This window comes from Porphyromonas cangingivalis (assembly GCF_900638305.1).
In the GTDB taxonomy this organism is placed as follows: Bacteria; Bacteroidota; Bacteroidia; order Bacteroidales; family Porphyromonadaceae; genus Porphyromonas_A; species Porphyromonas_A cangingivalis.
Map to the genome: position 1 here is coordinate 441,384 of NZ_LR134506.1, position 23,507 is coordinate 464,890.

General features: G+C 46.7%; 19 protein-coding genes. 13 read left to right on the top strand and 6 right to left on the bottom strand.

Features of this window, described 5'->3' with window-relative positions; translation table 11 throughout:
* The first annotated feature begins 26 nt into the window (after positions 1 to 26).
* From nusA to sufD, 6 genes are all read left to right on the top strand, one after another.
* Positions 27 to 1,355, top strand: coding sequence for a transcription termination factor NusA (gene nusA, locus EL262_RS01810; protein ID WP_078735818.1), 1,329 nt, complete (start codon positions 27 to 29; stop codon positions 1,353 to 1,355).
* Between the two features lie 146 nt (positions 1,356 to 1,501).
* Positions 1,502 to 4,378: a translation initiation factor IF-2 gene (gene infB / locus EL262_RS01815; RefSeq protein ID WP_025838529.1), complete on the top strand. Its 2,877-nt coding sequence runs from the start codon at positions 1,502 to 1,504 to the stop codon at positions 4,376 to 4,378.
* Positions 4,379 to 4,401: 23 nt separating this feature from the next.
* Positions 4,402 to 4,863, top strand: a complete 462-nt coding sequence (locus EL262_RS01820; RefSeq protein ID WP_025838531.1) for a CvpA family protein — start codon at positions 4,402 to 4,404, stop codon at positions 4,861 to 4,863.
* A gap of 41 nt (positions 4,864 to 4,904) precedes the next feature.
* The gene (gene sufB, locus EL262_RS01825; RefSeq protein WP_036845863.1) at positions 4,905 to 6,356 is read left to right on the top strand and encodes a Fe-S cluster assembly protein SufB; all 1,452 of its coding nucleotides are present in this window, start codon (positions 4,905 to 4,907) and stop codon (positions 6,354 to 6,356) included.
* Between the two features lie 72 nt (positions 6,357 to 6,428).
* On the top strand, positions 6,429 to 7,181 hold the full coding sequence (gene sufC, locus EL262_RS01830) for a Fe-S cluster assembly ATPase SufC (protein ID WP_025838533.1): 753 nt from the start codon (positions 6,429 to 6,431) through the stop codon (positions 7,179 to 7,181).
* Between the two features lie 18 nt (positions 7,182 to 7,199).
* A complete protein-coding gene (sufD, locus tag EL262_RS01835) occupies positions 7,200 to 8,549 on the top strand; it encodes a Fe-S cluster assembly protein SufD (RefSeq protein ID WP_036853721.1) in 1,350 nt (449 codons plus the stop codon).
* A 230-nt stretch (positions 8,550 to 8,779) separates the two neighbouring features.
* Here the strand turns inward: sufD and EL262_RS01840 are convergent, their stop codons facing one another.
* From EL262_RS01840 to EL262_RS01865, 6 genes are all read right to left on the bottom strand, one after another.
* Complete coding sequence (locus tag EL262_RS01840) at positions 8,780 to 9,931, bottom strand: IS256 family transposase (RefSeq protein WP_126464332.1); 1,152 nt, start codon at positions 9,929 to 9,931, stop codon at positions 8,780 to 8,782.
* Positions 9,932 to 10,112: 181 nt separating this feature from the next.
* A complete protein-coding gene (locus tag EL262_RS01845) occupies positions 10,113 to 11,303 on the bottom strand; it encodes a THUMP-like domain-containing protein (RefSeq protein ID WP_025837874.1) in 1,191 nt (396 codons plus the stop codon).
* Between the two features lie 18 nt (positions 11,304 to 11,321).
* The gene (locus tag EL262_RS01850; RefSeq protein WP_036853537.1) at positions 11,322 to 12,305 is read right to left on the bottom strand and encodes a type I phosphomannose isomerase catalytic subunit; all 984 of its coding nucleotides are present in this window, start codon (positions 12,303 to 12,305) and stop codon (positions 11,322 to 11,324) included.
* The gene (locus EL262_RS01855) at positions 12,298 to 14,322 is read right to left on the bottom strand and encodes an alpha amylase C-terminal domain-containing protein (RefSeq protein ID WP_025837877.1); all 2,025 of its coding nucleotides are present in this window, start codon (positions 14,320 to 14,322) and stop codon (positions 12,298 to 12,300) included. Before EL262_RS01855 ends, EL262_RS01850 begins: the two co-directional genes overlap by 8 nt.
* Positions 14,323 to 14,344: 22 nt before the next feature.
* On the bottom strand, positions 14,345 to 15,220 hold the full coding sequence (locus EL262_RS01860) for a carbon-nitrogen hydrolase (RefSeq protein WP_078735655.1): 876 nt from the start codon (positions 15,218 to 15,220) through the stop codon (positions 14,345 to 14,347).
* Positions 15,221 to 15,240: 20 nt separating this feature from the next.
* Complete coding sequence (locus EL262_RS01865; RefSeq protein WP_025837879.1) at positions 15,241 to 16,290, bottom strand: agmatine deiminase family protein; 1,050 nt, start codon at positions 16,288 to 16,290, stop codon at positions 15,241 to 15,243.
* Positions 16,291 to 16,734: 444 nt separating this feature from the next.
* Between EL262_RS01865 and smpB the strand changes: the two genes are divergently transcribed.
* The 7 genes from smpB (at position 16,735) to EL262_RS01900 (ending at position 23,497) form a co-directional block, all read left to right on the top strand.
* The gene (gene smpB, locus EL262_RS01870; RefSeq protein ID WP_025837881.1) at positions 16,735 to 17,205 is read left to right on the top strand and encodes an SsrA-binding protein SmpB; all 471 of its coding nucleotides are present in this window, start codon (positions 16,735 to 16,737) and stop codon (positions 17,203 to 17,205) included.
* Positions 17,206 to 17,420: 215 nt separating this feature from the next.
* A complete protein-coding gene (locus tag EL262_RS01875) occupies positions 17,421 to 17,915 on the top strand; it encodes a flavodoxin (RefSeq protein ID WP_025837883.1) in 495 nt (164 codons plus the stop codon).
* Between the two features lie 226 nt (positions 17,916 to 18,141).
* A complete protein-coding gene (locus tag EL262_RS01880) occupies positions 18,142 to 18,927 on the top strand; it encodes a dihydroorotate dehydrogenase electron transfer subunit (protein WP_126464334.1) in 786 nt (261 codons plus the stop codon).
* Positions 18,927 to 19,841, top strand: a complete 915-nt coding sequence (locus EL262_RS01885; protein ID WP_025837887.1) for a dihydroorotate dehydrogenase — start codon at positions 18,927 to 18,929, stop codon at positions 19,839 to 19,841. Before EL262_RS01880 ends, EL262_RS01885 begins: the two co-directional genes overlap by 1 nt.
* Before the next feature lie 34 nt (positions 19,842 to 19,875).
* A complete protein-coding gene (locus EL262_RS01890) occupies positions 19,876 to 20,586 on the top strand; it encodes an MgtC/SapB family protein (RefSeq protein WP_025837889.1) in 711 nt (236 codons plus the stop codon).
* A 15-nt stretch (positions 20,587 to 20,601) separates the two neighbouring features.
* Entirely contained in the window at positions 20,602 to 21,129 is a 528-nt protein-coding gene (locus tag EL262_RS01895; RefSeq protein WP_025837891.1) for a methylated-DNA--[protein]-cysteine S-methyltransferase, read from the top strand.
* A gap of 25 nt (positions 21,130 to 21,154) precedes the next feature.
* Positions 21,155 to 23,497 carry a transglycosylase domain-containing protein gene (locus EL262_RS01900; RefSeq protein ID WP_078735654.1) on the top strand — a complete coding sequence of 781 codons (2,343 nt, stop codon included), beginning with the start codon at positions 21,155 to 21,157 and terminating at the stop codon, positions 23,495 to 23,497.
* Positions 23,498 to 23,507: the final 10 nt, after the last annotated feature.

Below are 23,507 nucleotides of genomic sequence, written 5' to 3' on the forward strand. Positions count from 1 at the left end.
CAATAAGATATACACGGTATACACACATGAGCAAGAAAAGAGAATCGGTAAGTATGATTGAGTCTTTTTCGGAATTCAAAAGTCTCAAGAATATCGATAAGGAAACACTCGTAAAAGTCCTGGAGGAGTCGTTCCGTAACGTCATTGCCAAGATGTTCGGTACGGATAGTAACTTCGACGTGATCATCAACCCTGACAAAGGAGACTTGGAGATCTGGCGTCGTCGTATCGTCGTTGAAGACGGCGAGGTCGAAAACCCTATGCAGCAGATCTCTCTATCGGAGGTGAATGAGAATGAAGAGGACTTTGACCTCGGGGAGGAGTATGTGGATAGAGTTTATTTCGAAGACTTCGGTCGCCGTGCGATCCTCAATCTTCGTCAGACCCTTTCGTCCAAGATCCTTGAACTTCAGAAGGACAGCCTTTATGCTTACTACAGCCAGAAAGTGGGCGAGCTCATAGTGGCAGAGGTATATCAGGTGTGGAAGAAAGAGGTCTTGCTTCTTGACTATGATGGCAATGAGCTCATCCTTCCTCGTAACCTCATGATCCCAAGGGATAGGTTCCGTAAGGGGGACAGCATCCGCGCGATCATCGATAGGGTGGAATACAACAACAATAACCCCAAGATCATTCTTTCGAGAGTGTCGAACGAGTTTTTGATGAGACTTTTCGAGCTTGAAGTGCCTGAGATCAACGATGGTCTCATCAGCATCAAGAAGGTGGCTCGTATCCCTGGTGAGAGGGCTAAGATCGCTGTCGAGTCTTATGATGAGCGTATAGATCCGATCGGTGCTTGTGTGGGTATGAGAGGCTCAAGAATCCACGGTGTCGTGAGGGAGCTACACAATGAGAATATTGATGTGGTTCACTATACCTCAAACCTTCAACTCTTTATCCAACGTGCACTCAGTCCCGCAAAGGTGTCGAGCATAAAGATTATCGAGGAGACCAAGCATGCCGAAGTGCTTCTTCGTCAGGATCAGATCTCTCTTGCGATCGGTAAGGGTGGAAATAACATCAAGTTGGCTTCGCTCTTGACCGGATATGAGATTGAGGTCTTCAGAGATGAGGCTGACACTGTGGATGAGGAAGATATATATCTTGATGAGTTCGATGACGAAATCGATGTATGGGTCATCAATACATTCAAGAGCATCGGCTGCGATACGGCTAAGGCGGTGTTGAGAAAGTCGAGAGAAGAGCTTATCCGTGCGACAGACCTTGAGGAAAGTACTATCGATCATGTACTCGAAGTCCTACGTGCAGAGTTTGAAGATGAGGAAGAGCTTCAAGAAGAAGTGCCCGTCGAACCGATGGACAATGATGAAGATGAAACTCTCGAAGAAAGGTAATGCTTGGGAGGGTATGATATCAGCTTGATATTTAGTACGGTTGTATAGAATGTCTGCTTTGCTACTTGTCGAGATCATACCTGCATGCCCCTTGAATGTATTACTCTTGTGATCCAACCAAAAAGAAAAAAGTATATTAGGAATATATGCCCAGTATAAGAATAAATAAAGTCATCAGAGACCTCAATGTGGGGCTTCCAAGTGTGGTGGAGTTCCTTAGGAAAAAAGGAAGCGAAATAGACGAGAATCCAAACTCAAAAATTTCTGCAGAAGAGCTCAAAATGCTCGTGCATGAGTTTTGTAAAGATAAGAGCAAAGAGGAGCGAGATGCACTCATCGCTAAGTACACTGCCCCCAAGGAGGTAGGATCTAAAGTGGTGACAGAAGCTCCAAAGCAGAACACACAGGCTGATGTGGCTCCAAAGACTGAGCCGGCTTCGGAGGATTCCAAGGGGGGCTTGAAGATCAAGGGGTACATCGACCTTGATGCGAAAAAGCCTACACCTAAGCCTGCTCCGGCAAAGGAAGAGGCGTCCGTAGAGAAGAAGGAAGCTAAGCCCGAGCCTGCAAAGGAGGTGCCGCAGCAACCTAAAGAGCAACCTAAAGAGCAACCTAAGGTACAAGAACCTAAGGTAACGGTCGTGGAAGAGAAAAAAGCTACTGTCACTCCTCCTCCTGCTCCCATCGCAGAGGAAAAGCCTAAGGTCGTAGAGAAGAAAGAAGAGACTCCTAAAGTTTCTACTTCTGCCGATAGACAAAAAGATGAGGTGACAAAGGAGGAAAAGACCTCGAAAGATGCTCCCGAAGCTAAGGAGGAAGATTCAAACATCTTCCGTCTCAAGAGCGAAACTCCTACAGTCGGGGTGAAGGTTGTCGGTGTCGTTGATTTATCAACATTGGGCAACACCGGTCGTGGCTCTAAGAGCAATGAGAAGGGGCGCAAGAAGCGTAACCGCATAGGAGGAGCTCAGAAGGTAGACGTGTCCAAAGTGCAGGTCACCGGTGATGAGAAGAAAGATAAACATCCAAAGGATAAAAATGCTGCTCGTCCTCCAAAGCAAGAGGTCGGACGTAAGGCAAAAAGAAAACAAGCTGCTCCTCCTCCAAAACCTGAGGTGACTCAAGAGGACATCCAAAAGCAGATCAAAGAGACCCTTGCTCAGATGCAAAGCAAGAAGAACAAGGGGACTGCTCAGGCTGCCAAGTATCGTAAAGATAAGAGAGAAGCACATCGTAGAGAGCAGGATGAGCTCGAAAAGATGCAGTCAGAAGACCGTACTCTTCGACTCACAGAGTATGTGACTGCGAATGACTTGGCTCAGATGATCGACATCCCTGTCAACGATATCATCATGCTTTGCTTCAACCTTGGTATGATGGTTTCGATCAATCAACGCCTCGAAAAGGAAACGATAGATCTTATTCTCGATGAGTATGGTTATGAGCCGGTCTATGTCGAGGCACAAGTGTTGGATGCGATCCAAGAGGAAGAGGATAATGAAGAGGATCTATTGCCAAGAGCCCCTATCGTCACAGTCATGGGACACGTAGACCATGGTAAGACATCTCTTCTTGACAGTATACGTAACACCGATGTCATCTCCGGTGAGGCCGGTGGTATCACTCAGCATGTCGGGGCTTATAGTGTGAAATTGAAGAATGGTCGCAAGTTGACCTTCCTCGATACCCCCGGGCATGAGGCCTTCACGGCCATGCGTGCTCGTGGTGCGAAGGTGACAGACATTGTTATCATCGTTGTGGCTGCCGATGACGGTGTGATGCCTCAGACCAAGGAAGCGATCAACCATGCTTCGCTGGCAGGCGTCCCCATTATTTTTGCCATCAACAAGGTGGATAAGCCTCATGCCAATCCGGAAAAGATCAAGGAAGAATTGGCAAACCTCAACTATCTTGTGGAGGACTGGGGTGGTAAGTATCAGTCTCAAGAAATATCTGCCAAGAAGGGTACCGGTATCTATGAATTGTTGGAAAAGGTCCTCCTCGAAGCTGATATCCTCGAACTGAAGGCCAACCCCAATAAGAGAGCCGCAGGTACTGTCCTTGAGTCGACAATGGAAGTGGGACGTGGCTACACAACCAAGGTCCTTATCCATGAGGGTACACTCCGTGTGGGAGACCATATCCTTGCCGGTATACATTATGGTAGGGTCAAGGCTCTCTTCAACGAAAGAGGCGCAAATGTCGAAAGTGTCGGACCTTCAGATCCTGTAAAGGTCTTGGGTCTCAACGGTGCGGTACAGGCAGGTGAAGCATTCAATGTCCTTGAGACAGAGCAAGAGGTACGTGAAATAGCGAGCAAGCGCACACAGTTGAAGCGTGAGCAACGTGAGCGTACACAACGCATCCCTACGCTCGAAAGTCTTGGACAGCGTATTGCAGAGGGAAAGGTACAAGAGCTTAATGTCATCGTCAAGGGTGACGTGGATGGCTCGGTGGAAGCTCTTTCTGACTCTATCGTGAAACTTTCGACAGATGAAATTCGTGTCAACGTCATCCATAAGGCGGTCGGACAGATCTCTGACTCAGATGTCATCTTGGCTTCGGCTTCGGATGCGGTCATCATTGGATTCCAAGTGAGACCGGCTGCCTCAGCACGTAGATTGGCTGAAAATGAAGGTGTCGAAATACGTACTTATTCCATCATATATACAGCTCTTGACGATGTCAAGCAAGCTATGGAAGGTATGCTTTCGCCCGAAATCAAGGAGCGTGTCACCGCCAACCTTGAAGTGCGTGAAACCTTCCGTATCACAAAGGTGGGCACCATCGCCGGTTGTGTGGTTAAGGATGGTAAGATCTCTCGTACCGATAAGGTGCGTGTCATCCGTGACGGTATCGTCGTCTTCTCCGGAGCTCTTGGCTCTTTGAAGAGATTTAAGGATGATGTGAAAGAGGTCGGGAACGGATTTGAGTGTGGTCTCAATATCGACAACTTCAATGACATTGCGGTAGGAGACATCATTGAGGCATACGAAGAGTTTGAGGTAAAGAAGAAGCTTTAATTCCATAAAATAATCAAACGATCATGCATTGGTTGGACATTGTGCTATCCGCTCTTTTGATCGTCGCAACACTGAAAGGCCTGCTTGACGGATTTGTCAAGCAGGTTATTTCTATTGTAGTGATAGTATTGGCTGTTTACTTGTCTTTACAATACGGTCCTACTTTGGGGCGGCTGATAATGCAGACCAATACCGAACCATTGCTGATTTCGGGAGTAGGGGGATTGATTGTTTTTGTAGGTACGTTATTGCTTGGTACCATCGTCTCAAAGCTCTTTACCGGCCTCTTCAATGCGACTCCTATTGGGATCTTCAATCGACTTTTGGGTGGAGTATTGGCTTTTTGTAGTGCAGTACTCATACTTTCGGCCTTGGCTGCGGCATGGGATGCCATCAATCAAGGATTGGGATGGGGATATGATTATGAAAAGAGTACCATTTATCCAAGGCTTTTGGAGCTTTTCCGAACAATATGGAATAGATAAATGTTTATAAGAGGCAATGTGAATACATAAAGTTTTAATTTATGTCAGAGACAGAAATACTATCAGAATCAGATAAGATAATTGCAGATGTAACGGACTCGGAATATAAGTATGGGTTCACCACAAATGTAGATACAGAGTATATCCCGAAAGGGCTTAATGAGGATATCATTCGCCTCATCTCTAAGAAGAAAGACGAGCCGGAATGGATGCTCGAGTTTAGGTTAAAAGCTTTCGAAGCGTGGAAGGATATGGAGATGCCGGACTGGGCACATCTAAAGATTCCCGCAATAGATTTCCAAGATGTTATCTATTTTGCTGCGCCTAAGAAGAAAAAGGACGGAGAGATTGATCCTGAACTTCTTGAAACGTTCGACAAGCTTGGTATCCCCCTTCATGAACGCAAGATGCTTGCCGGTATGGCTGTGGATGCGGTCATGGATAGTGTCTCGGTCAAGACAACTTTCAGAGAGACATTGGCAGAGAAGGGGATCATCTTCTGCTCATTCAGCGAGGCCGTCAAGGAGTACCCGGATCTCGTACGCAAGTACATGGGGAAGGTCGTTGGGTATAGGGATAACTTTTTCGCTGCCCTCAACTCAGCTGTTTTCAGCGATGGTTCTTTCGTGTATATCCCGAAGGGGGTACGTTGCCCGATGGAGTTGTCAACTTATTTCCGTATCAATGCGATCAATACGGGACAGTTTGAGCGTACACTCATCGTCGCGGATGATGACTCGTATGTGTCATACCTTGAGGGGTGTACCGCACCTATGAGGGACGAAAATCAGCTTCATGCTGCAATTGTCGAGATCATCGCAGAGAACAATGCAGAAGTCAAATATTCGACAGTCCAAAACTGGTTCCCCGGCGATAAGGAAGGGAAGGGTGGTATCTATAACTTCGTTACGAAGCGTGGTATCTGCCGTGGCCATCATTCGAAGATTTCTTGGACTCAGGTCGAAACAGGATCTGCAATCACTTGGAAATATCCGAGCTGTATCTTGGCCGGTGACTATTCTATCGGCGAGTTTTACTCGGTGGCTGTGACCAACAACTATCAGCAGGCCGATACCGGTACAAAGATGATTCACCTCGGTAAAAATACCAAGAGCAGAATCGTGTCGAAGGGGATATCCGCAGGTAAGAGCGACAACACCTATCGGGGTCTTGTCAAGATTGGAAAGAATGCAGAGAATGCACGTAACCACTCTCAGTGCGACAGTTTGTTGATGGGTGACAAGTGTGGTGCACATACTTATCCTTATGTCGAGGTGGAGAATGATACCGCTATCTTGGAGCACGAAGCTACAACTTCAAAAATCAGCGAGGATCAGATATTCTATTGCAATCAGCGTGGTATAGGCCCTGAAGAAGCCGTAGGGCTTATCATCAACGGATATGCGAAAGAGGTCATGAACAATCTCCCTATGGAGTTTGCTGTGGAAGCTCAAAAACTTCTAACCATTTCTCTCGAAGGCTCTGTCGGTTAATGCCGAGAGATCTAAAAGTATACACATCCAAACATCAAAATATTAAATAGAAAATAATTATACCCCAAAGATATGTTACAAGTCAAGAACTTACATGCTTCGATAGATGGAAAAGAGATCCTCAAAGGTATCAATCTCACTGTTCGTCCGGGTGAAGTCCATGCTATCATGGGACCCAATGGTTCGGGTAAAAGTACATTGTCTTCTGTCCTTGTCGGTCATCCTGCTTATGAGGTGACTGAGGGAGAAGTGGTTTTTGAAGGGGAGGACATCCTCGAACTAGACCCTGAAGAAAGAGCTCACAAGGGCCTCTTTCTCAGCTTTCAGTATCCCGTGGAGATACCCGGTGTCAGCATGGTCAACTTCATGCGTACTGCTCTGAATGAGCAACGCAAGGCCCATGGCAAGTCTCCGCTCTCTCCGTCTGAGTTCCTCAAGGTGATGAGAGAGAAGAAAGAGCTTGTTCAGCTTAAGAGTGACCTTGCCAACAGACCCGTCAATGTTGGATTTTCCGGTGGTGAAAAGAAGAGAAACGAGATTTTCCAAATGGCGATGCTTGAGCCCAAGCTCGCCATCCTTGATGAGACCGACTCCGGTCTCGATATTGATGCACTCAAGGTCGTTGCTCACGGTGTCAACAGTCTTAAGACTCCCGAAAATGCAACAATCGTTATCACTCACTACCAAAGGCTTTTGGACTTTATCAAGCCGGACTTTGTACACGTTCTTATGAATGGGCGTATCATTAGTTCGGGAGGCCCTGAGTTGGCGTTGGAGCTCGAAGATAGAGGCTATGATTGGCTCAAGGAAGATGCCAATCTTTAAATTAGAAAGGAACAAAGCATGGAGAAAACTATAACTCAATCATTTCTGGATCGCTTTGCTCTTGACAAGGAAACGCTATGTGCCAATGCCCCCGAGTTGCTTAATCAAGCTCGTCAGCAGGCACACGACTACCTTGTTCAGAATGAGTTGCCACGCACATGGAGTGAAGGCTACAAGAGGTTTGACATTGATGCCGTCCTCAAGGAGGTGTGGCAGTTCAACTTCGCTCGTAAGTCCTTTGGAGTCGATCCTTTGAGGGATTATCCTTGCAGACTCTCGTACATGTCGAGTGTGCAGAGCTTCGTCTTGGACGACCGCATATATAAGATGCCTGAAGACGATACCAAGGGTATTTATATCGGTAGTATTTTTGACTTCGAGAAGAAGCACCCCGGAGTGGCTGCAAAGCACTACAACAAGATGGAGTCGGTGGTAAACGATCCGTTATCTGCACTCAATACACTCTTCGCCCAAGATGCTTTAGTCGTGTATCTTCCTAAGAATGTTCGAGCAGAGAGCCCTCTTCACATCATTAACTTGTCCGGAATTGCGCCTGAGACAATGACCTTCCCGAGGTTCCTTGTTATTGCTGAAGAGAACAGCCAAGCGACTTTGCTTTTCTGTGATCATGCCGCAACAGACAAGAAGTCTCTTCGGAATAGTGTTATCGAAATTTATGCCGAAGAAGGTGCGCATGTTGAATGCTATGATGTAGAAGAGTCCGGCGAAAACACCATACGACTTCATAATCTTCATGTACATCAGGAGGGTAATAGCAGTGTTGTCGTAAGTAGTCTCACCATCCATAATGGACAGACTCGTAACAACTTCTATTCTGACTTGAGGGGTGATAGAGCTTCGTTCGATCTTAGTGGGCTTTGCATCCTCGATGGCGAGCAGAAGGCTGACAACTACTCATTGATCCGCCACTCTGTCCCCAACTGTCACAGTAACGAACTCTTCAAGTACAGTCTCAATGACCGTGCTGTCGGTAGCTTCTGCGGACGTATTTATGTCGCAAGAGATGCACAGAAGACAGAGGCTTATCAGAATAATCGTAACCTGCTTCTTTCAGAAACTGCAAAGATGTACTCCAAGCCTCAGTTGGAGATCTATGCCGATGATGTGAAGTGTTCGCACGGAATGACGACAGGTCAGCTTGATACTTCGGCTCTCTTCTATATGTGTCAGAGGGGGGTTCCATACATGGAGGCTAAGTTGATGCTCACGATCGCATTCATGTCAGATGTGTTGGATACCATCCAACTCGAACCGTTGAAGCACAGGCTTGAAGATGTCGTTGATAAGCGTTTCAGAGGTCTTCCTGCTACTTGTAATGAGCACAATTGTTGTGGAATGAAGGGGTAAAATACCTCAATCGGTAATAAGACGAGGTTCGACCTGAGTAATATGGCTAAATCTGCCAATGTTACTCAGGTCGAACCTTTTGTTTCCCGGATCTATTCCTATTCAATGCCAGAGGAGGTTTCTTGGTAGTGTCCGAAAAAGTGTGTAAGGTTAGTTCTCCCTTTTTCTCCTGGGGCATGCCCCAGGGGAAAAAAAACTTTGAGTTTTTCGTGTTATTACTCATTACTCATTTATTTGGTGCTCCACTCTTGGAAATAGGGTAACCTCCTTGCGTAAGTCCTTTCGGTCATTTCTCGGGCTACAGAGCCCAAGAGAAAGACGACGGCATCAGCCGAGGGTAGAGCCCCACGCATACGCAGCGTACGCTTATAGCTCCGATTGAGACGCTCCACCCAATTCGTCGAGTAAATCATACGACGAACACCCTCCGGGAACATCAGGTAAGTGAAGTAGCCTATATTGCGAGGTGCCGACAAGGAGAGCAGGCTCCGGTAGCTTTTCCCCCAACGTTCTGCAAATGTACACAATTTCTCAAATGCCTTGATGGGTGTAAGACTTGTACCCGAAATAGGAAACAAGTCTTCCAACTCTTGTCTCATCCGATCCTTGTCCCTCTTCGATACGGCATTAAGTGCGTGACGCTTGAAATGAACGACACACAGCTGATGGGAGGAGTGAGGGAAAGCCGAGGCGATGGCTCGTTCAATCCCCTGTAAAGCATCTGAGATGATCAGGTCTATACGTTCGACTCCACGTGCTTTGAGGGCTTTCAACTCTGCCTCCCAATTCAACGCTCCCTCCGTGGGATGATTCACCACACAAAGCACCTCCCGACTACCGTCAGGAAGCAACCCCGACATCGTGTAATAGGCTTCCTGAGCCACACGATCATCCCGCCGTGTGTAGGCAAAGGTAGCATCGATGTACACCGCCAAATAGTGGGGCGACAGTTGGCGTTCCAACCACTTGTAGATCTCCTCTTTACTCGTGTTGGTGAGAAAACTGACTTGCTGCTTGCTATAGTGATAGCCGTAGATCCGTTCGCACACAGCACCAATGTCTTCGCACGAAAGCCCTCGGGTATAAAGCTCGTGAAACAACAAGGCTCGTTCGCTCTCTTGGCCGGAAAGGATTCCCAAAATCAGGGGTTGGAAATTGCCCGAACGTGTTCGAGGAATCCGTAATTCAAAGCTACAGCCGTAGCCTCGCCATCGACGAGGACGGAAACCATTGCATTGTTCACCCTCATGCTCTTCGACAAAAAGAGCACGTTCTTGCTTCGAGAAGGTGTCCAATAGTACACGGATAAGTTCGTTAATACCTGCCTCTGATGATAGCATTTCAGAAATAAATGCCGACTTTTGTGTTGTTGTAAGCTCCATTGTTCTTAGGTTTATTTTTTCTTACCTCAAAGTTAAGGACTAATGGGGCTTACACACTTTTTTAGGACAGTATCGGTTTCTTCGTACGACGGTACATCTTTCCTGTGCAAATGAAAACAGCTTGATGGTGATGGTTTCAATTTTGTGTGAAGACTTTATTGAGTTAAAAGCGCGTTAGAAATCAACCAACTCGTTCTGCAACTATTACCTGTCTTTGGCTTTTGTCGCCACAAGAGAAGCAGATGAGATATAGATCCCCACCATCTTTGATTTTTAGTTCTTTGGTGAGGGCTTCAGGAGTCATGGGGAGGTTCTTGACAATAACATTGAACTGGCGTCCTTTTAGCTCTTTTAGAAGACTTTTTTGCCATCGGAACGAGTGGAGCACCTTGAATTTACGCCCGGGAAAATCTTCTAAGAGTTCTTCACTGAAATAGAGATGGGTGTGTCTATGAGGTTGATGCACCTTGACCGAAAGGGTGGGGAAGTGTTCGATACCTATCTTCGCGACTGATGGGTGAAGGTCGTACAAGTAGGATGAGATGATCGGGCTACATAAAGGTGGAGTGCTTCTTGAAGCTTCCCCTTGTAGGATGAGCGACGAGTCTTTGAAAAGTTCGATCGCCTCGATCCTCTCTTTGCCTTGATGGGAGGTAATGTGTACAAGGAGCTCTTTGCACTCTCTGTTGAGTGAAAGGACATGAATGTCACAGGGGCTCTCCAAAACTTGTCTGAGATGGGTCAGGTCGATCATTGGAGATAGCTTGATGAGTATTTCAGACTTTGGGCTGACGGACTGTATTTGAGGTAAGAGTTCAACTATGTTCGGCGTACTGTCCTCGATGAAGTAGGATCTCTTTTGGCTGTGTGCCCTGCGATCAGGATCTACGAAGATTAAGTCTGGAGATAGGGCTTTAATCAATTCTATTCCCTCTATCTCAGCTGTCCCTTGGTGAGGTATGATGTTATGAAGCCTCATGGCTGAAAAATTGTGTGAGGCCAGCGCAACACGTTCGGGTGCTTTTTCCAAATAATGGACTTTATTCTTTGTCGCACGTGCAAAGAGGGACGAGTCTACCCCCAAACCTCCACTCAAGTCAACTACAATACTGTCTGAAGAGGGGACAAATCTCGTCTTGTAGAGTGCAGTTTCGTAGCTTGAGGCTTGTTCTACCATAACGGGATCAGGGATCACCACGTCATGAAAAGTCGCCCATGAGGGGAGCTTCTTCTCTAGTTTTCGGCGTCCTTCGATACACTTTACAGCTTGTTTGATGTCTACATCGGGATACTTATTCTGATGAAGGATAAGTTGTAGTAGATCATCCCTCAGATGCGCTAAGATGAAGTCTATAAGGCTCTTGTCAAACATGGTCTTCCTGCATGAGACTTATTTCGTAGGCACAAAGCAGTCAATGATAGACAGACCTTCTCCGACAATCGTAGGACTTATGGTACATTGTCGGATGTTTGCAGGTAGGAGTAGGGTCTCTCCCTGACGGAGAGACGAAGAACCTTTGTCTGTCGTGATCACAGCATTTCCTTCCACGCAGAATAGGATTGTGAAAGAGTCTCTATCTGTAAGTATAAGTTCTTTACTTTCTACTATTGTATTCAGCGAAACTTTGAAGTACTCTGAGGTGATCGGTAATGTGTCAGGCTGGCGATTTTCTTGTTTTTCGACATCATAATCAAGTACCTTCAAGGCCTCTTCGAGATGTAGTTCTCTCTGTTTTCCATGCGCATCCTTACGACCAAAGTCATACAGACGATAGGTGATATCACTGGCCTCTTGTATCTCCAGGAGGAGACATCCCTTGCCGATGGTATGCACCTTACCGGCAGGAAGGTAGAAGGCATCACCACATCGGACTTTGTACTTAGCAAGATATGACATCAGTTTTTCGGTCTTGATGGCCTCGCGAAGAGCTTCTTTTGATAAAAAGGCTCTGCTCCAACCTTTGTATATGCAGGCATCAGGTGAGGTTTTGAGCATATACCACATCTCTGTCTTTCCTCTACAATCGTGCTTGTCCAAAGCGTATTGGTCGTCCGGGTGTACCTGTATACTCAGGTCATCGTTGGCATAGATCAGTTTGACAAGTAGGGGAAACGTGCTGCCATACCTTTTCATGACCTCTTTGCCAAGCAATTCCTCACCATACTCCTTTATGATGCTTTCGAGGTTTTTGCCTTGGAGTACTCCTTCGGATACAACAGACACATCTCCATCCATCGGTGAGATCTCCCAGCTCTCCCCAATGTCCTTGGCCGAAGACTGCAACCCTTTATACTCATGTATCTGAGTGCCACCCCATATCTTACTCTTGTATATCGGGGCAAACTTGAGTGGATATAGCTCTACTTTATCCATTATGTCCTGATGATTGTTTCCTTCTTTGTAGCACCAATGCAGTGCGAGAGGGAAGATAGAGGCTTAGGAAGCCTTTGCCCTCCTTTGTGTACAACGCATCCGGTGTTGTGAAGTGATTGATTGATCTGTCGTTTCGCCCTTGTCCCCCAAACTGCTTATCGTCGCTGTCCAGTATGATCTGATATTCTCCGGTCGGTGCCAATATCTTGTAGTCGACCCAAGACTTGGTGGGATTGAAATTGAAGATGTACACATACTCTCCCCTTGAGTAGGCCAGGACTTGTTCGTCATCCTGACTCCAGAGCTGTTGTAGGGGCAGGGTATCGATATTTTTGATGCTTGAGATGTGTTGCACCATCGCTCTGTCGAAGGCTTCAAGCCACTCGTATTTAAGGAAGCCATTGTCCTGCAGTGACCATTGTCTGCGGGCATATTTGTAGCTCCATTCATTACCTTCTCTCGGAAAGTCGATCCATTCCGGGTGTCCGAACTCGTTGCCCATGAAGTTGAGGTACCCTCCATTGGTCGTAGAGATGCAAGCAAGGCGTATCATCTTGTGTAAGGATATCCCTCTCTCTACGGTGGCATCAGTATCAGCCTTGTCCATGTGCCAATACATTTCTTTGTCCATCAGGCGAAAGACAAGGGTTTTATCACCTACCAATGCCTGATCATGACTCTCGACGTAAGATATGGTCTTCTCATCATTCCGCCTATTGGTGAGTTCCCACCATATTGCGCCGGGATGCCATTTCTCGTCAGGCAATTCCTTGATGGTTTTTATCCAAAAGTCCGGGATGTTCATTGCCAAACGATAGTCAAAACCATATCCACCTCTATCGAAAGGCAGTGCAAGTCCGGGCATCCCACTGACTTCTTCGGCGATGGTGATTGCCGAAGGGCGCATTTCGTGTATTAATTTGTTCGCCAATGTCAGGTACATGATTGCATCCCCATCTTGATGACCGTTGTAATAGTCTTTATAGCTGATAAAAGCTTGACCCATACCGTGAGAATAATAGAGCATGGATGTGACACCGTCGAATCTGAAGCCGTCAAAGTTAAACTCATCCAGCCAGTATTTACAGTTGGATAAAAGGAAGTGGAGAACCTCGCTCTTCCCATAGTCGAAGCACATCGAATTCCAAAGTGGGTGCATCATCCTCTCTCCATCATGGAAGTATTGGGTATGTGTGCCGTCAAACTTTGCAAGGCCTTCGACCTCATTCTTTACAGCATGAGAGTGAACAAGATCCATGATGACGAGTAGCCCCAAGCGATGAGCTTCGTCTATGAGAGCCTTGAGCTCGTCAGGTGTGCCAAAGCGTGATGAAGGAGCGAAGAAAGACGAGACCTGATAACCGAAAGAGCCGTAATAGGGATGCTCCATAATCGCCATAATTTGGATGGCATTGTATCCCTTTGCTGCTATTCGTGGGAGTATGTGTTCTTTGAACTCTCTATAGGAACTCACCTTTTCCTCTTCGCCCGACATCCCGATGTGTGTCTCATAGATCAATAGAGGACGATCTCCGAGAATCGGTCTCTCGTGCTTGAAGCTAAAGGAAGTATTCGGACTCCATACCACTGCAGAGAAGAGGTAAGTGTGAGGATCTTGCACGACATATCGGCTCCATGCCGGTATGCGTTCGCCCTCTCCTCCGCTCCATCGTATCAGGAGCTTGTAATGATCTCCGTGCGAAATGCGATCGTGATCCAGACTAAGTTCCCATATTCCTCCTTTCAGACGAGACAAGCGGAAGCCTTCGGACGGCTTCCAATCATTTGTCCTACACAAGAAGTAAATCTCTGTGGCGTTTGGTGCCCATTCTCTGAACACCCATCTCCCCTCGGTCTTGTGGAGACCGAAGTACAGATGGCCCGATGCAAAGTCCGACAAACTCTTATGGGTACTCCCCAAGAGTTCTCGTTCTCTCGATACTGCATAGTCATGCCTCGATAGGATGCACTTTTCGTAGGCTTCGAGCCACGGATCTTGTTTTATGATCTCCAGCATTAGGATGGGTTGGTCAGTGTTATCAGTCGATAAATCGTCTCAAAATGTCGCCATAGTTTTCTATCCTGCGATCACGTAGGAATGGCCACCAACGGCGTACATTTTCGCTTCTTTTCATATCGATGTCGACGACTGCGGTAGCTTCGCAGTCTGTCGGGAGCATTTCGAGCATTTCACCTTGAGGACCTGCGACAAAAGACGTCCCCCAAAAAGTAATTCCCCCTGTCACTCCGCTCTCATCCCTCTCGTATCCTACCCTGTTGACGGATACCACTGGAAGACCATTCGCCACGGCATGCCCTCTCTGTACGGTCACCCAAGCGTCACGCTGGCGATCCTTTTCGGCCGAGGGATCACTGCTCTCCCATCCGATGGCCGTCGGATAGATGAGCAAGTCTGCGCCTGCGAGTGCCATGAGCCTTGCAGCCTCGGGGTACCACTGATCCCAGCAGACCAGTACTCCCAGCCGACCCACAGACGTCTCTATCGGCTTGAAGCCTAAGTCTCCCGGCGTGAAGTAAAACTTCTCATAATAAGCCGGGTCATCGGGGATGTGCATCTTTCGGTACTTACCCGCCATGGAACCATCCTTTTCGAGGACGACCGAAGTGTTGTGATAAAGCCCGGGTGCCCTTCTTTCGAAGAGAGATAGGACAATGACCACGCCAAGCTCCTTGGCCAACTCTCCGAAATACTCTGTCGAAGGACCGGGGATGGTCTCAGCCTCATCAAACAACGATACATCCTCCCTCTGACAGAAGTACAGACCATTGTGAAGCTCTTGAAGTACGATCAACTCAGCCCCTTCGCCTGCCACCTTACGTATTGAGGTTGCGAGCCTTTGTTTGTTGTCTGAGTGATCGGGAGTATTATGTTGTTGAATAATTCCGACTTTCATATCTCTTTTTATTCTTGATGTTATAGCAAATCAGGGTTGATGAACCCCTTGGGGAACTGCATTGTGATACAGTGCAGCGAGCCATGTTGTTTTACCAAGGCTCGACAGTCGATGCCGATGACCTCTCTATCAGAGAAGACGGAGCTGAGGATTTCCAATGCCGTCTCATCTTCAGATGTACCGTAGATAGGCACAAGTACGGCACCATTGATGATTAGGAAGTTGGCATAAGTCGCAGGCAGTTGTAGTCCATCCTCGTCATAGAGAGGAGAGGGGATAGGTAGAGCAAAGGTGCGATAGCGTTGCCCTTTCACATCTTTCAGAGCCTCTACCTCCGCCCTGAAGGCCTGCATGGTCTCGAATGTGGCATCATCGGGATTGGCTGTATAGTTGTAGACGATGGTCTGAGGATCACAATACCTCGCCAGTGTGTCTATGTGTCCGTCTGTATCGTCCCCCTCCATGGCAGGGACACCCAGCACATGGATGTTCGGTGTGCCAAGCTCTTTAGACAGTCTTGCCAACTGCTCACTTCGTGGGGTATTGGGGTTTCGGTTGGCTTCCCAAAGGACAGAAGCCGTCGATAGCAGCGACCCATGTCCATCGGTTTCCAAAGCACCTCCCTCACACACAAAATCGAGGGCATTGATGTACTCGACATCCTTTGCAAAAAGTTCCCGTTCGTGATACAAGATCCTTGATAAGGTATTGTCGACATTCGCCGCAAATTTCATCCCCCAGGCATTGAACCCGAAGTCCACGATACTCCTCTTGCCCTCCCTCATACAAGACAGCGGAGCAAAGTCCCTCGCCCAAGTGTCATTGGGTTGTAGTCCGTCCACAAGTATGAGTTTGTGCTTGTGTCCGTCCCCCAAGAGGGTACGTATGTGTTGAGCATCGTCGCACAAGACAATCAATGCCTCGTGACGAAGTATACTTTTAGCGATGTTCACATAGGTCGCCTCTACCTCATCAAGGATGTACGCCCAGTCCATCCGGGAGGTCGGCCACGCTATGAGTACCGCATCTTGGGGTGCCCATTCGGGGATCAACTGATTGGTTGAAGTCATATTTTTTATTCAGTGACTTTGTGTTCAATATTTTGTGAGAACCGAAGCTCGGAAATCATATTATACAAAGATAAATATTATTATTGACAAGCCGAGAGGCAATGAAGACGTGGGGTAGGCCATGGATCAAAAAACTCTCCATAAGTCATGCATTTGTCAGACGACAGAATCTGTTCTGTCCCCAAACAGAATGGATTCTGTCGCCATCCAAAACTCTTTCTGTTGTTCTAAATGATACAGTATGATTAACGAAGTTCCGGGAGAAGTTCAAGCGACCTATTTGATCAAGTCATAAGACTTTCTTCATTGAGTCGTCAGGCTTGATTCCGGATCTTTCTCATCTTTTGGTGGGCATGTCGCAAATCCTTGCATTGACGAATTATGAGTATCTTTGTGTTCCCGAACCCTAATGAATATAAAAGAACGGGACAACGAATACATTTGATGGCAAAGAAGAAACCTGACTATAAAGTCTCAATAAAAAATAAGAGGGCAACCTTTGACTACGAGATCCTCGATACCTATACCGCCGGTATTGTGCTCTACGGTACGGAGATCAAGTCTATCCGTCTCGGTAAGGCATCATTGGTAGATACTTATTGTATCGTGCACAATGGTGAGATATGGGTCAAGAATATGTACATCGGCGAGTACTTCTATGGTACGTACAATAATCATGAGCCTCGTCGGGATCGTAAGCTCCTACTCAATCGTCGAGAGATCCGAACCTTGGCCTCCGAAGCAAAAAACACAGGTATCACTCTCATTCCCGTTAAGCTGTTTATCAGTGATAAAGGTTTGGCTAAGCTCATCATTGGTATCGCAAAGGGGAAGAAACAATATGACAAGCGTGCAGCCCTCAAGGATAAGGATCAGAGGAGAGAAATGGATGCGGTTAAGAAGGTAAGATACTGACGTACTGTGTCTGACTATATAGATTGAGGGAGAGGAGCATAGCTTCTCTCCCTCTTGCTACTATTCAGGGATCATAAAGAATTTGGATAATTCATACCGAACAGTAGGTACAAATCGATGAAAGAATGATAATAAATAGGGATTGTGACAACCTATATTCTTACGTAGCTTTGCGATGTAACTAATAACAACAAATAAACAGATATTATCAAACTATGAAAAAGATTGGAATTTTCTTCGGTTCGGCTACTGGTACAGCAGAAGATTTGGCAAATAGAATTGCAGGTAAGCTTGGTGTAGATGCTGCTGATGTGCACAATGTTGCAAATGCAGCGGCTGCCACTGCGGGTGACTATGAAGTCCTTCTACTTGGCTCTTCTACTTGGGGTTATGGAGAGCTTCAAGATGACTGGTTCGACTTCCTCAACGATCTTAAGGGACACGTTTCAGGTAAGAAGGTCGGTCTATTCGGCTGTGGTGACTCCAGTGCATATGATGATACATTCTGCGATGCTGTCGGTATCATCTACGAAGAACTATCTGGTTGTGGATGTACATTTATCGGAGCTTACACTCCTGAAGAATATAGCTATAACGAATCAAAGGCAGAAGTCGATGGCAAGCTCGTAGGTCTTTGCTGCGACGAAGTCAATGAGGACGACAAAACTGATGATAGAATCAGCACTTGGATTGCTGCTTTGGGTCTTTAATAGATTTTAGAAAGATCTCGAGGCAACAGTCCTCAACGTATTAGAGTTTTATAGATGAGTGGAAGCATCCCGGGTACAGTCCGTGCTCGGGGTGCTTTTTTGTGTTTTCAGCTTTAGGTATGATGTTATTATGATTACTTGATCAGGAGCTTTCGGATCCTCCTGATCGTCTGCATTAGATGCGTTTTTCGTATCTTTGCGAGTGTAAATAATGTAATCTTTTAATATGACAGGCACAAAAATGCAGGGCAAAAGGATCTCATGTGTAGACCTTATTGTCACAGAAGTCAAACTCTTTTCGCCACAGCTGTTCCTTTTGGAGCTGTCACCGATGGATGGAGAAACTCTTCCCGAGTGTAAGCCGGGGCAGTTTGTAGAACTTGAAGTCAAGGGCTGTGATCAAGTCTTCTTGCGTAGACCTATCTCAGTATATTACAGCGATGATCGCCGATTAGGCTTGCTGATCCGTGTTGCCGGAAATGGCACCGAACAGTTGTCAAAGGCTAAGGTCGGAGATCGTATCAGCACAATACTTCCTCTCGGTAATACTTTTTCAGCTCCTCAGGGGCGACGTCCTCTCCTTGTCGGAGGTGGGGTAGGACTCGCACCGATGCTGAGTCTTGGGACAAAATTGAAGGCTGAAGGGATTGAGCCTATTTTTCTCCTCGGAGGTCGGGATGCTCATGCTTTTCCGGATCTTGCCTTGTTCGAAGAAACAGGCGTTTTGCACCTTACCACAGAGGATGCATCCATCGGAGAGAAGGGGTTTGTCACCGATCATTCGATACTCAACGAAGACTTCTCGGATGTCTATGTCTGTGGTCCCACTCCTATGATGAAGGCTGTGGCGAAGTGGGCAAAGTCTAAGGACCTGAGATGTGAGGTGTCGCTCGAGAATATGATGGCCTGTGGGATGGGTGTCTGTCTATGTTGTGTCGAGCCTACGACCAAAGGACATAAGTGTGTATGTACGGATGGCCCTGTCTTTAATACTCAAGATCTTTTGTGGTGATGGAAAGAAATCTCAAAGTGAAAATAGGAGCATTGGAGCTCAAAAACCCTGTTACGACAGCCTCCGGGACTTTCGGAGATGGTATCTTGATGAATGATGTCTATGATGTTTCCCGGCTTGGGGCAATATTTGCCAAGGGGACAACCCTCCATCACCGTGAGGGTAATCCACCCTGTCGTATGGCAGAGACTGCATCGGGTATGCTGAACGCTGTCGGTTTGCAGAACAAAGGGGTACACTACTTTGCAGAACACATATATCCTGAAGCAACCGCACTCGGTACCGAGATTATTGTCAATGTCAGTGGCTCTACGATAGAGGACTATCTCGAGACAACGGAGGTGATCGCAGGCTTGGATAAGATAAAAGCGATCGAGCTCAATATCTCTTGTCCCAATGTCAAGGAAGGAGGGATGGCTTTTGGGGTGACTTGTGAGGGTATCTCAAGCATCGTAAAGGCGGTGAGGGAGGTCTATCCTAAGACTTTGATCGTAAAGCTCTCTCCAAATGTCAGTGATATTGCCCTGATGGCTCGTACGGCTGAGGCCAATGGCGCAGATGCTGTCTCCCTTGTGAATACATTCTTGGGTATGGCTGTCGATGCCGAGAGACGTCGTCCTAAACTGTCGACCGTCACGGGGGGGCTCTCGGGACCTTGTATTAAGCCTATCGCTCTCAGGATGGTGTGGCAGGTCGCTAAGGCGGTTAATATCCCCGTTGTGGGGCTTGGAGGTATATGTACTTGGCAGGATGCCATTGAGTTTATGCTCTGTGGAGCTTCTGCCATACAGGTTGGTACCTACAACTTTGTCGACCCATTGGCTCCCCTTAAGATACTCTCCGGTATAGAAGACTACATGCAAAGGCATGGGGTGACTGATATAAACGATCTTGTCGGAGCTTTGGAGGTTTGATTCCCATCGGTTTGATTAAAAAACGAAGAGGTGTATGTCTTTTGAGATACTGAATAATTGGCTTCCTTTCCTCTATCACGACGGACTGGAAGTACAGGATGTGCCTATAAGATTGCTGTATAGTGCACTCTTGGGTGTGATCATCGGATATAATCGTCAGCTACGTTATCACAACGCCGGATTGCGTACGTTTGCGCTCATCACGATAGGTTCGTGTATCGCAATGTTGTGTTCGATATATATACCTCTCAGTTTTGGTATGGGGGATTATACACGAATTGCGGCACAAGTGGTTTCCGGTGTCGGTTTTCTCGGTGCTGGTGCCATCATCAGAGGGCGTGGTAATCAGATACAAGGGATGACTACGGCAGCTCTTATCTGGGTCTCTGCTGTATTGGGATTGGCTGTTGGCGCAGGGATGTATATTACAGGTTTGTTGATCACGGTCATCGTACTACTGATCCTCATTTCGCTCGAGAGTCTTAAGTCTCATCTGGAGATAAATCAAAATGAAATCTCTTTGACGATGATGTTTCGTGACAACGCCCCCGATTGTCTGGATATAAGATCTGAGATCAGACGTTATGGAGTAGGGGTACAAGACTACTCTGTCGAGATAAATAAAGATGAGGGTACAAGCACTTATGTTTTTCGTTTGAGGTGCAATAGCGATGAGGATATTGCTACTCTTCAGAAGCAATTCGGTGAAAGACCTGATGTGTGTCTTCTTAGGATCGAAAGATGATAGCCCCTCTCGGACATGGAGTACATAAGTTCTTACATATCGCCCATAGGTAAAATGATTCTCTCCGGTGATGGAGAGGTATTGACCGGGCTTTCATTTCAAGGAGACAAACACTTTTTGCAACCTTCTGAACAAAAAGAGGTAAATTTGCCTATCTTCGAGCAAACCAAACATTGGCTTGACTGTTATTTCAGAGGCGAAAAACTCGATTTTACCCTTCCGATACGATTGGAAGATACTCCGTTCAGGCTCATGGTTTGGGAGATATTGAGGGAAATCCCTTATGGGGAGACAGTGACATACAAGTATATTGCCGATCGTATCGCCAAGCAGAAAGGGATCAAGGTAATGTCTGCACAGGCTGTCGGAGGTGCTGTGGGGCATAATCCCATAAGTATCATAGTCCCATGCCACCGTGTCATAGGTAGTGATGGCAGCCTGACCGGATATGCAGCCGGGATTGGTCGGAAGATTGAGTTGCTGAGGTTGGAGGGAATAGATACATCAGAGATGTCTCTTCCTCGTTCGAGCAATGCGTTATGAAACATAGATACAAAGGAATAAGAAGATGAAGAATTGGTTTAAGTATCTGTTGATATTATTGTGGTTAGGGGTGTTCGCTGCACTCATTGGCAGTGTGGTGATGTTTATCTTTATCGCAAAGGGGAAGATCGGCTATATGCCACCTATTGCGGACTTGGAGAACCCCATTGATAAGTATGCATCTCAGGTGATATCCGAAGATGGACAGACTTTGGGTGCGTTCGCGTTGAAGAACAATAATCGTATCTTCATTACCTATGAGGATCTGTCTCCCTACTTGGTGGAAGCTCTTATCGCCACCGAAGACAAGAGATTCAAGGATCACTCCGGAATTGACTTCCGAGGGCTTATGCGTGCAGTGGTTAAGACAGGTTTGCTACGTCAAAAGAGTTCCGGAGGGGGGAGTACCATTACGCAACAGTTGGCCAAGCAGCTTTACTCTCCACAGGCAGGCAACCTTTTTGAACGTGCTCTTCAGAAACCGATAGAGTGGGTCATTGCCGTCGAACTTGAGAAATATTATACCAAGGAGGAGATCATCAACCTTTATCTCAATAAGTTTGACTTCCTCTACCAAGCTGTCGGTATCGAGTCTGCGACAAAGACTTACTTCAACAAACTCCCGAAAGATCTGAACATACAAGAGGCTGCAACCCTTATTGGGATGTGTAAGAATCCCTCTTATTACAATCCCATCCGCTACTTGGATCGCACTACCGAAAGACGAAATGTCGTATTGCAGCTCATGGCAGACGGTAAGTACATTACTCAGCATGAGTGTGACTCGCTTGTCCGACTTCCTTTGGAGTTGTCTTTCAATGTGCAGACACACAAGGGAGGGCTTGCTACCTATTTCAGGGAATTTCTCAAGAAAGTGATGATGGCCGAAAAGCCTAATCCTCGCAATTATAGAGGTTGGATGAAAGATCAGTACAAAAGGGACTCTTTGGCTTGGGAGACTCAACCTCTTTATGGCTGGTGCAACAAAAATAAGAACGCTGAAGGTAACAATTATAATATCTATACCGATGGTTTGAAGATATATACAGGTCTCAACTCTCGTATGCAACAGTATGCTGAAGAGGCTGTTTTTGAGCATTTCAGCAATACCCTTCAACCTGAATTTTTCAAAGAAAAGAAAGGACGAAAGACCGGACCGTTCTCAGTCAAAATCACCGATGAGGAGAGAGCCTCGATCATATCCAGAGCTATCGAGCAAAGTGATCGTTACCGTCATTTGGAATCCGAGGGGCTAAGTAAGAAAGAGATCCTAAAGACGTTTGATGTGCCCACTGAGATGAGTGTGTTTACCTATGGTGGACAGAGAGATACGATAATGACTCCGAGGGACTCGATCTTATATTATAAGTCATTCTTGAGAACCGGTTTTATGGCCATGGATCCCAATACAGGGCAAGTGAAAGCTTATGTGGGTGGTGTCAATTATGGGGCATTCCAGTATGATATGGTTACCGCAGGACGTCGTCAAGTCGGCTCTGTGATGAAACCCCTCCTATATGCCATGGCAATGAATGAAGGATTTAGTCCTTGTGATCAAGTTTTACACGTTCAACCACAACTCGTCGATGAGAATGGACGCATCTGGGCTCCTCGTAACCCTGGGGCTAAGCGTGTCGGAGAGATGGTCTCCATCAATTGGGGGCTACAAGTCTCGGATAACTGGGTGACAGCTTGGCTTATGAGTCGTCTCTCTCCTTATACCTTTGTCGAGCTCCTAAGGTCTTTTGGAGTCACAGGTCCTCTTGATCCGGTAGTTTCGATCTGTTTGGGGACACCCGATATCTCTGTCTCAGAGATGGTGAGTGCTTTCACTACATTCTCGAACGGTGGGATACGTACCGAACCATTATTTGTCACAAGGATAGAGGATCAGTACGGTAATGTATTGGCGAACTTCAGCCCTCGTATGAATGAGGTGCTCCCTGAAGCTGCAACATACAAAACCCTCCATATGCTCAAGAGCGTGATGGATGGAGGTACCGGTAGCCGTGTGAGATTCAAGTACGGTATTCAGGCTGAGATGGGTGGTAAGACCGGTACGACTCAGCGCAATTCGGATGGATGGTTTATGTGTTTTACACCATCATTGACCACAGGTTGTTGGGTCGGTGGTGAGGATCGATCCATTCACTTCGACAGGATGGCGCATGGTCAGGGAGCCTCGATGGCTCTTCCTGTTGTGGCACTCTTCTTCAAGAAGCTATACGCAGATTCGTCTTTGGGCTATTCGACAAGTGAAAAGTTTCAAATCCCCGAAGCTTATAGAAATCCTTGTGAGGAAGAACCCACTACAAGGAAAGCCCCTGAGGTCGTGCCTTCGCAAGGTATAGACGATCTGTTCGAGTAAGTATAAATAA

Excerpts from the sequence above, each read along its gene's own strand:
- EL262_RS01890 (WP_025837889.1), top strand. The coding sequence starts at position 19,876 with ATGTCTTTTGAGATACTGAATAATTGGCTTCCTTTCCTCTATCACGAC.
- infB (WP_025838529.1), top strand. The coding sequence starts at position 1,502 with ATGCCCAGTATAAGAATAAATAAAGTCATCAGAGACCTCAATGTGGGG.
- EL262_RS01885 (WP_025837887.1), top strand. The coding sequence starts at position 18,927 with ATGGAAAGAAATCTCAAAGTGAAAATAGGAGCATTGGAGCTCAAAAAC.
- EL262_RS01840 (WP_126464332.1), bottom strand. The coding sequence starts at position 9,931 with ATGGAGCTTACAACAACACAAAAGTCGGCATTTATTTCTGAAATGCTA.
- EL262_RS01850 (WP_036853537.1), bottom strand. The coding sequence starts at position 12,305 with ATGGATAAAGTAGAGCTATATCCACTCAAGTTTGCCCCGATATACAAG.
- sufD (WP_036853721.1), top strand. The coding sequence starts at position 7,200 with ATGGAGAAAACTATAACTCAATCATTTCTGGATCGCTTTGCTCTTGAC.
- smpB (WP_025837881.1), top strand. The coding sequence starts at position 16,735 with ATGGCAAAGAAGAAACCTGACTATAAAGTCTCAATAAAAAATAAGAGG.
- EL262_RS01820 (WP_025838531.1), top strand. The coding sequence starts at position 4,402 with ATGCATTGGTTGGACATTGTGCTATCCGCTCTTTTGATCGTCGCAACA.
- EL262_RS01875 (WP_025837883.1), top strand. The coding sequence starts at position 17,421 with ATGAAAAAGATTGGAATTTTCTTCGGTTCGGCTACTGGTACAGCAGAA.
- EL262_RS01845 (WP_025837874.1), bottom strand. The coding sequence starts at position 11,303 with ATGTTTGACAAGAGCCTTATAGACTTCATCTTAGCGCATCTGAGGGAT.
- nusA (WP_078735818.1), top strand. The coding sequence starts at position 27 with ATGAGCAAGAAAAGAGAATCGGTAAGTATGATTGAGTCTTTTTCGGAA.
- EL262_RS01895 (WP_025837891.1), top strand. The coding sequence starts at position 20,602 with ATGGAGTACATAAGTTCTTACATATCGCCCATAGGTAAAATGATTCTC.
- EL262_RS01900 (WP_078735654.1), top strand. The coding sequence starts at position 21,155 with ATGAAGAATTGGTTTAAGTATCTGTTGATATTATTGTGGTTAGGGGTG.
- sufC (WP_025838533.1), top strand. The coding sequence starts at position 6,429 with ATGTTACAAGTCAAGAACTTACATGCTTCGATAGATGGAAAAGAGATC.
- EL262_RS01865 (WP_025837879.1), bottom strand. The coding sequence starts at position 16,290 with ATGACTTCAACCAATCAGTTGATCCCCGAATGGGCACCCCAAGATGCG.
- EL262_RS01860 (WP_078735655.1), bottom strand. The coding sequence starts at position 15,220 with ATGAAAGTCGGAATTATTCAACAACATAATACTCCCGATCACTCAGAC.
- EL262_RS01855 (WP_025837877.1), bottom strand. The coding sequence starts at position 14,322 with ATGCTGGAGATCATAAAACAAGATCCGTGGCTCGAAGCCTACGAAAAG.
- sufB (WP_036845863.1), top strand. The coding sequence starts at position 4,905 with ATGTCAGAGACAGAAATACTATCAGAATCAGATAAGATAATTGCAGAT.
- EL262_RS01880 (WP_126464334.1), top strand. The coding sequence starts at position 18,142 with ATGACAGGCACAAAAATGCAGGGCAAAAGGATCTCATGTGTAGACCTT.